Origin of the sequence: Acidovorax sp. HMWF029, from assembly GCF_003060895.1 — a bacterium.
GTDB lineage: Bacteria > Pseudomonadota > Gammaproteobacteria > Burkholderiales > Burkholderiaceae_C > Acidovorax.
The window spans coordinates 1-7,440 of record NZ_QAIH01000053.1; the positions used below are offsets into that span (position 1 = coordinate 1).

Below are 7,440 nucleotides of genomic sequence, written 5' to 3' on the forward strand. Positions count from 1 at the left end.
CTTCAATCACCAGCAGCACAACCCAAAAAAGAGCATCACCGCCAGCAACTAGGCACAACACCAAACGATCAGATCGTCCGGTCAAGCGCCTCAGAAGCTAAGCCCTCGACTATAGCACGGATTAACAAGACGCAACAAGAACTTCGCAACTCCTTCCCATCTACCTCCTGTGGCATCACGCCAAAGCCCGAACGCTCCTCAGGTGCGCCATGGGCGCACCGGGCTCCCCTTCTACTTCGTCAGAGTCAGTCTGTGTGACCCCTCTTTGCGCTCGCCACCGATAATCCAGCCCCTATGGCACTTATCACCCTACTGGACGCCCAACTCGCATTTGGGCATGTTGCACTGCTGGACCACGCCGGCTTTTCTTTGGAGACTGCGGAGCGCGTTGGCCTGATTGGCCGCAATGGCGCGGGCAAGTCTTCGCTTCTCAAAATCCTTGGGGGCTTGGCCAAGCCAGACGACGGCGCGCTGCAAATACAGCAAGGTGTGCGAATTGCCTTTGTCGCCCAGGAGCCCACCTTGGATCCAGCAGCCACTATCTTCAAGTCAGCATCCGAAGGCTTGCAGCGTGTTATCGGCATTCGCGATCAGTATCTCTCCGGGGCCGAGGGGCTGGATCTGGATGCTTTGCAGTCCGAGATCGAGGCCTATGACGCATGGAACTGGGAGCAGCGTGTTGAGGAAACGCTGCAACGTTTGCACTTGGACCCGGAGGCTGTGATCGGCACCTTGTCGGGGGGGACCAAAAAGCGCGTTGCCCTGGCCCAGGCGCTGGTTGCCCGGCCTGATGTTCTGCTGCTGGACGAGCCCACCAATCACCTTGATCTCGACTCTATCGAATGGCTGGAAGACCTTTTGCTGGACTTTCCGGGCAGCGTCGTCACGATCACGCATGACCGCTCATTTCTGGACCGTGTCGCCACCCGGATCGTTGAACTGGACCGAGGGCAATTGCGTTCCTACCCAGGCAACTTTGCGCAGTACCAGATTCAGAAGGAAGAACAGCTCGCCCAGGAAGCAGTGATCGCAGCCAAGGCAGACAAGCTGCTGGCACAGGAAGAGGTCTGGATACGCAAGGGAGTGGAGGCGCGCCGCACCCGCAGCCAAAGCCGTATCAGCCGCCTGGAACAGCTGCGCGCGCGCCGCGAGGCCCGCCGCGACGTAGTCGGGAGCGTGCGCATGGATGTAGCCACCGGCGGCTCGAACGGCTACCAGGGCAAGATCGTGGCGGAATTGACGGGGGTGACCAAAGCCTTCGGAGAGAAGACGATTGTTCGTAACTTCACAGGCACCATTCTGCGGGGGGACAAGGTGGGCTTGATTGGCCCCAATGGCGCTGGCAAAACGACGTTGCTCAAAATGATTCTGGGGGAGTTGCCCGCCGACCATGGCACGATCCGCCAAGGAGCAAATCTGCAGGTGGCCTATTTCGACCAGATGCGCCATGCTGTGAACCTCGATGCCACGCTGGAGGATTTCATCAGCCCCGGCAGCGAATGGATTGAAATCGGCAATCAGCGCAAACACGTCAAAAGCTACCTGAGCGACTTCCTTTTTTCGCCAGCCCGCGCGCATTCACCGGTGCGCTCCCTGTCGGGTGGCGAGCGCAACCGACTGCTGCTGGCACGCTTGTTCGCACGCCCCGCCAACGTCCTGGTGCTGGACGAACCGACCAACGACCTGGACATTGACACCCTGGACCTGCTGGAAGAGCTACTGGAAAACTACGATGGCACCGTGTTCTTGGTCAGCCACGACCGGACCTTCCTTGATAACGTGGTGACCAGCACCATCGCTTTTGAAGGTGACGGCCTCTGGCGCGAATACGAAGGGGGTGTGCAGGACTGGCTGGAGCAATCCAAACGTAGCAAGGCCATTCAGTCCTCGGCGGCCGCTGCAGCGGCGGTTACCAAAGCATCCACCTCTGAAAACACAAGCAAAAATAGCCCTTTCCGCGCTTCTGATAAGCCTGAGCAGCTATCAAAAAAGAAGCTTTCGTATAAAGAGCAACGTGAGCTGGAGCAGCTCCCTGCCCGCATCACAGCCCTCGAGTCGGAACAGCAGGTGCTGCAGGAAGCGCTTGCGGATGGAAGCCTGTACAGCAAAGACCCAGCGCGCGCCGCCAATATGGCGACCCGTGCAGCCACTATTGACGACGAACTCCTGGCCGCTTTGGAGCGCTGGACGGAACTGTCTACCTGAGTGTGGATTGCGTAGCCCAGGGCCTAAAGGCCGGACGGTGCCGCCGGAGGCAGTGTGCAGGCATACGACCAGCCCCTCCCCCGATGGCAGCCATTGCCAAACGGACTAACGTCCGTCAGATGCGGTGGTGCAGCCGGTCCGTCGCGCCACGCAACCGCGTGACCAGAGCCCCAGCGATCTGGCCCAAAGGCAGAACCTCATCGGCCGCGCCATGCGCAATGGCCTCGCGCGGCATTCCGAAAACGATGCACGTTGCCTCATCCTGCACGTAGTTGTAGCTGCCTGCATCCTTCATCTCACGCATCGCGGCGGCACCATCATTCCCCATGCCGGTCAACATGATGCCGAAGGCATTGCGACCCACCACTGCAGCGGCAGACTTGAAAAGCACTTCGACCGATGGTTTGTGGCGATTGACCGGGGGGCCATCATCGACCACAGCCACATAGTTGGCGCCACTGCGTGCCACATGGAACTGGGTGCCACCCGGCGCAATATAGGCATGGCCCGGCAAGATGCGCTCACCATTGACAGCTTCTTTCACCGTGATCTGGCACAGCCCATTCAAGCGGGCTGCAAAGCTGGTGGTGAACCCTGGCGGCATGTGCTGGGTGATAACGATGGCGGGCGAATCTGCCGGCATCTGGACCAGCACTTCCTTGATCGCCTCTGTCCCGCCGGTAGAGGCGCCAATGCAGATCAGCTTTTCCGTTGACAGACGGCCCAACAGTGCAGCGGCTGGCGCATGAGCTTGTGCAGCCCCGCCCCCACCACCGGCAAGCGCCGCATCCCGCACCGGAGCACGGCGAACCTGCGCCACCGCAGCAACTCGGATCTTGTCCACGATCTGGGCGGCCAAGTCGTTGAGCCCGCTAGCCAAGCCCACACGCGGCTTGGCGACAAAATCGATGGCGCCAAGCTCCAGCGCCTTCATCGTAACTTCGGCACCACGCTCCGTCAGTGTAGAAATCATGACCACCGGCATGGGGCGCAGCCGCATCAGACGGCCCAGAAAGTCGATACCGTCCATGCGTGGCATCTCAACATCCAACGTAATGACATCCGGATTGAGCTCACGGATCATCTCGCGCGCCACCAGAGGGTCGTTGGCAGAGCCAATGCACTCCATGTCTCGCTGCCGGTTGATGATCTCGGAAAGCAGACTGCGAACCAACGCCGAGTCGTCCACCACGATCACCCGGATTTTTCTGCTCATTAACGCGAACCTTCCTCAAAACAGATCAACAGAACCACCTGCAGTGGACTTGACCACCGTGACAGCATTGCCGCGTGCCTCCTGGGCCAAAGCCTCGGGATGGGCATGCGCCAGGCGCTTGACCATGGCCTTTCCAGTTATTGGAAAGAAGACCACCTTGCGGGGATAGATGTCGAGCACATCCTCGGAAACAATCGGAATGCGCTCGGTATGCAGGTAGTTGAGCACAAAATTGGTGTTCCTCTCGCCAACATTCATCGTTGTGAAGTTGTGCATCACCTGGGCTCCGCCAAAAATCTTGGCCTGCATGGTTTCGCGGCGTGCACCCAGCTTCAGCATCTCATTAATGAGCAACTCCATGGCGTAGGAACCATACCGCCCCGACGCATCGGCCAGATCACCATCGGGCAGCATGAAGTGGTTCATGCCTCCTACACGCGCACGGCTATCCCACAGGCAGGCCGCAATACACGAGCCCAGAACGGTCATGATGACCAGACTCTCGTCCGAAACGAAATACTCCCCGGGCAGCACCTTCACGGCATTGTGCTGAAAATGGTGATCCAGGTAGAAGAAGGACGCCTCGCCTGGCTTGCGGCGTTGCGCCTTGAGTTCCTGCAAAGAGGACTCGCGCGCAGGCGCCGCACCCGCCGCATAGATATCAGCGCTCAAGGGCGCTATGCGCGGTGCACGACGCCGTTCGGAAGGGCCTGGAGTCTGATTGGTCATGGGTGCTTTTTGCAAGACAACATGGACAGGTCAACGGCGCTCGTACACCGTCTTGCCACGCAGGGTAAACAGATCGCGAGATTCGCTGAAGTTTTCGGCATGACCGACGAACAACATTCCCCCCGGCTTGAGCACGCGGTGGATCCGCTCCAGCACCTTCCGCTGCGTGGGTGCGTCGAAGTAGATCATCACGTTGCGGCAGAAGACAACATCAAAGGGCTCCTTGAAAGGCCAGTCATCGCGGATGAGATTCACACTCATGAAATCAATGACGCGCCGCAGCTCAGGCTTGGCACGCACCATGCCCGCGTTGCCGCCCTTCCCCCGCAAGAAGAACTTTTGCAGACGCTCCGGACTCACCCCCTTCAACCCGTCCAGCCGGTACACGCCTTGCGCGGCTGTTGCCAACACACGCGAGTCGATGTCGCTGGCCGTGAGCTTGAATGAGGAGCTGCCCCCTAGCGCTTCGAACGCCGTCATGACAATCGAATACGGCTCCTCGCCTGTGGACGCGGCATTGCACCAGACCTTCCAGTTTGCCGATGGCTTGGAACGCAGATGCGAGGCAAAGATCTCGAAGTGATGCTGCTCCCGGAAGAATGCCGTCAGGTTGGTAGTGAGGGCATTGACGAACTCCTGCCATTCGGGGCCGTCGTGGTTCTCGAGCCAGCTGAGGTACTCGTGAAAACTGGTGTGCCCGGTATCACGCAGCCGCCGCGACAGTCGGCTGTACACCATCGCATGTTTGCCATCATGCAGGCTGATGCCGGCACGCTGGTAAATCAGCGCCTGGACCCGTGCAAAGTCTGCGTTGGTCCAGACAAATTCACGCCCTTGCGCCAAGGGCCCCGAAGGCGTATCAGCCGCAGCGTGGGCAGAACCCACCCTTGATGAGGCAGATCGGGCTGAAACAGAGGCACTGGTGGTTTGGGCCATATTGATCGTCCGAAGGGAAATCCTGTTCGCTCCAAGAGGCCCGCAAGCCCTGCTTGCTGCCTGACATGTGCCTGGGCCACCAATGGTTGTTGACCGTCGTTGCGCCTTATTCGTTGGCAGTAACCAAACCCATATCCACGCTCGACATGAGTTTCTCGATGTCGAGCAGGATCAGCATGCGCTCACCCACAGACCCCAGCCCCAGAATACAGCTGTTGTCGATGGCGCTCTCGATGTCGGGTGCCGAGCGAATGCTCTCAGGCGTCAGCTCCATCACATCGCTGACCGAATCCACCACGATCCCGACCACCCGGTTGCGCAGGTTGAGGATGATCACCACAGTGAAGCTGTTGTAGTCGGCCTGCGCACAATTGAACTTGATGCGCATGTCCACAATGGGAACAATCGTCCCGCGCAGGTTGGTCACGCCCTTGATGAACTCGGGCGCATTGGCGATGCGGGTCGGCGGCTCATAGCCCCGGATTTCCTGCACCTTCAGGATGTCGATGCCGTACTCTTCCTGATCCAGGCGGAATGTCAGATATTCACGTGCACCTGCCGGCGCAGCGTCTGCCGTCTTACCAATCACACTCATGGTGCATTCTCCTTTCATGACAGCGCCCAGGCCCTGACGGACCGGGGCGCTTGAATCCTCAGTGGCGCGCCCGGCGCACCAAGCCACCCGTGTCCAGAATCAAGGCTACCGTGCCATCACCCAGGATGGTGGCGCCAGACACGTTGGGCACTTTCCGGTAGTTCGACTCCAGGTTCTTGACCACCACCTGGTGCTGCCCCAGCAGTTCATCGACGAGCAGCGCCACACGGCTGCCGTCCGCCTCGACCACCACCATGATGTTGCTTGACTTGTTGAGGTCGAAACGCGGGACCTGGAAGATTTTCTCCAACGCGATCACGGGCATGTATTCGTCGCGCACCTTCACCAACTGCGAGCCCTGCGCCACAGTGCTCACGTCGTCGGCGTTAACCTGGAACGACTCAACGACGGAAGACAGGGGCAGGATGTACACCTCGTCGCCCACCCCAACCGACATGCCATCCATGATGGCCAAAGTCAGCGGCAGGCGCACAGACACCTTCATACCGTAGCCTTCGGCCGAATCGATCTCCACGGATCCATTGAGCGCAGCGATGTTACGTTTGACCACGTCCATGCCAACACCACGCCCGGACACATCGGTGACCTCATCTGCTGTGGAAAAGCCCGGAGCAAAAATCAACTGCCACACTTCGGCATCGCTCATCTGCTCAGACACTTCGATGCCCCGCTCCTGGGCCTTGCTCAGGATCTTTTCACGCGAAAGACCCCGACCGTCGTCGCGCACCTCGATAACGATGGAACCGCCTTGGTGCGAGGCCGACAGTGTGATGGTTCCGTGCTCAGACTTGCCCTTGGCCAAGCGGTCTGCAGGCATCTCGATACCATGGTCACAGCTATTGCGCACAAGGTGGGTCAATGGGTCAGTGATCTTTTCGACCAGGCCCTTGTCCAGTTCGGTGGCCTCACCCAGAGTGACCAGCTCCACCTTTTTGCCCAGCTTGTTGGCAAGGTCGCGCAGCATGCGCGGGAAGCGGCTGAAGACGATCGACATAGGGATCATGCGGATCGACATCACCGACTCTTGCAGGTCCCGGGTGTTGCGATCAAGATCAGCCAAGCCGGCCAGCAGTTGCTGGTAGGCACCAGCATCCAGCCCTCGGCTGTTTTGCGCCAGCATCGCCTGAGTGATCACCAGTTCACCCACGAGGTTGATGAGCTGATCAACCTTCTTGATATCGACCCGGATGGTCGTGGATTCCATCTGCGCCTGTGCGGCGGCCTTGGGCTCCGCCTTGGGAGCGGCCGCCTTGGGGGCCTGGGCAGGGGCTTGTGTTGCTGTTTGCAAGGCCTCGGTGGGAGCGCCTGGAGCCCCACTGAAGAAGCCGTAGGGCGTCTCGCCACCGGATGTATCCACTGCCATCGCAGCTTCGTCGTCTACCGGTTCAGCGCCGGGCTCGCCTGCTGCTGCACCAGCGTCTCGAATGACCACCCGCTCCTTGGACACATGAAAGGCAAACAGGTCCAGCAGATCGTCATTCGTGGAACTGGTCTCAACCCCAAAAAGTCGTGTGTTTGGCTCGGTGGCCGCCAAGTCCCGGATGACACCAAGGCCAGCAATGTCTCGGAACAGCTCCTTGATGGCGTCCGCCTGCTCCGGCCGCTCAAGAGGGCCAATCTGAATTTCGAGCTGGCGAGCCTGCCCCGAGGCGGAAGGGGCGGCAGCCGTGGGAGCAGGCGCAGGCGCAGCTGGTGCGGGTGGGGGCGGCGGTGGTGGAGGCGCTGCAGCAGCTGGGGT

6 protein-coding genes are annotated in these 7,440 nt (G+C 59.9%); 1 reads left to right on the plus strand and 5 read right to left on the minus strand.

All coding sequences use genetic code 11. The features are described 5' to 3' along the window. Positions 1–294 precede the first annotated feature (294 nt). Positions 295–2,205 carry a ribosomal protection-like ABC-F family protein gene (abc-f, locus tag DBR12_RS03205; RefSeq protein ID WP_108615927.1) on the plus strand — a complete coding sequence of 637 codons (1,911 nt, stop codon included), beginning with the start codon at positions 295–297 and terminating at the stop codon, positions 2,203–2,205. Positions 2,206–2,320: 115 nt separating this feature from the next. Here abc-f and DBR12_RS03210 read toward each other — a convergent pair whose 3' ends face one another. The 5 genes from DBR12_RS03210 to DBR12_RS03230 form a co-directional block, all read right to left on the minus strand. Next, entirely contained in the window at positions 2,321–3,421 is a 1,101-nt protein-coding gene (locus tag DBR12_RS03210; protein ID WP_108615928.1) for a chemotaxis response regulator protein-glutamate methylesterase, read from the minus strand. A gap of 15 nt (positions 3,422–3,436) precedes the next feature. Continuing rightward, positions 3,437–4,150 carry a chemoreceptor glutamine deamidase CheD gene (gene cheD, locus DBR12_RS03215; RefSeq protein WP_108615929.1) on the minus strand — a complete coding sequence of 238 codons (714 nt, stop codon included), beginning with the start codon at positions 4,148–4,150 and terminating at the stop codon, positions 3,437–3,439. Positions 4,151–4,180: 30 nt separating this feature from the next. Continuing rightward, positions 4,181–5,086 carry a CheR family methyltransferase gene (locus DBR12_RS03220; protein WP_108615930.1) on the minus strand — a complete coding sequence of 302 codons (906 nt, stop codon included), beginning with the start codon at positions 5,084–5,086 and terminating at the stop codon, positions 4,181–4,183. 106 nt (positions 5,087–5,192) lie between these two features. Further along, positions 5,193–5,681, minus strand: a complete 489-nt coding sequence (locus DBR12_RS03225) for a chemotaxis protein CheW (protein ID WP_108615943.1) — start codon at positions 5,679–5,681, stop codon at positions 5,193–5,195. A gap of 58 nt (positions 5,682–5,739) precedes the next feature. After that, positions 5,740–7,440, minus strand: a 1,701-nt coding sequence (locus DBR12_RS03230) for a chemotaxis protein CheA (RefSeq protein WP_233244269.1), incomplete at its 5' end; no start/stop codon positions are given.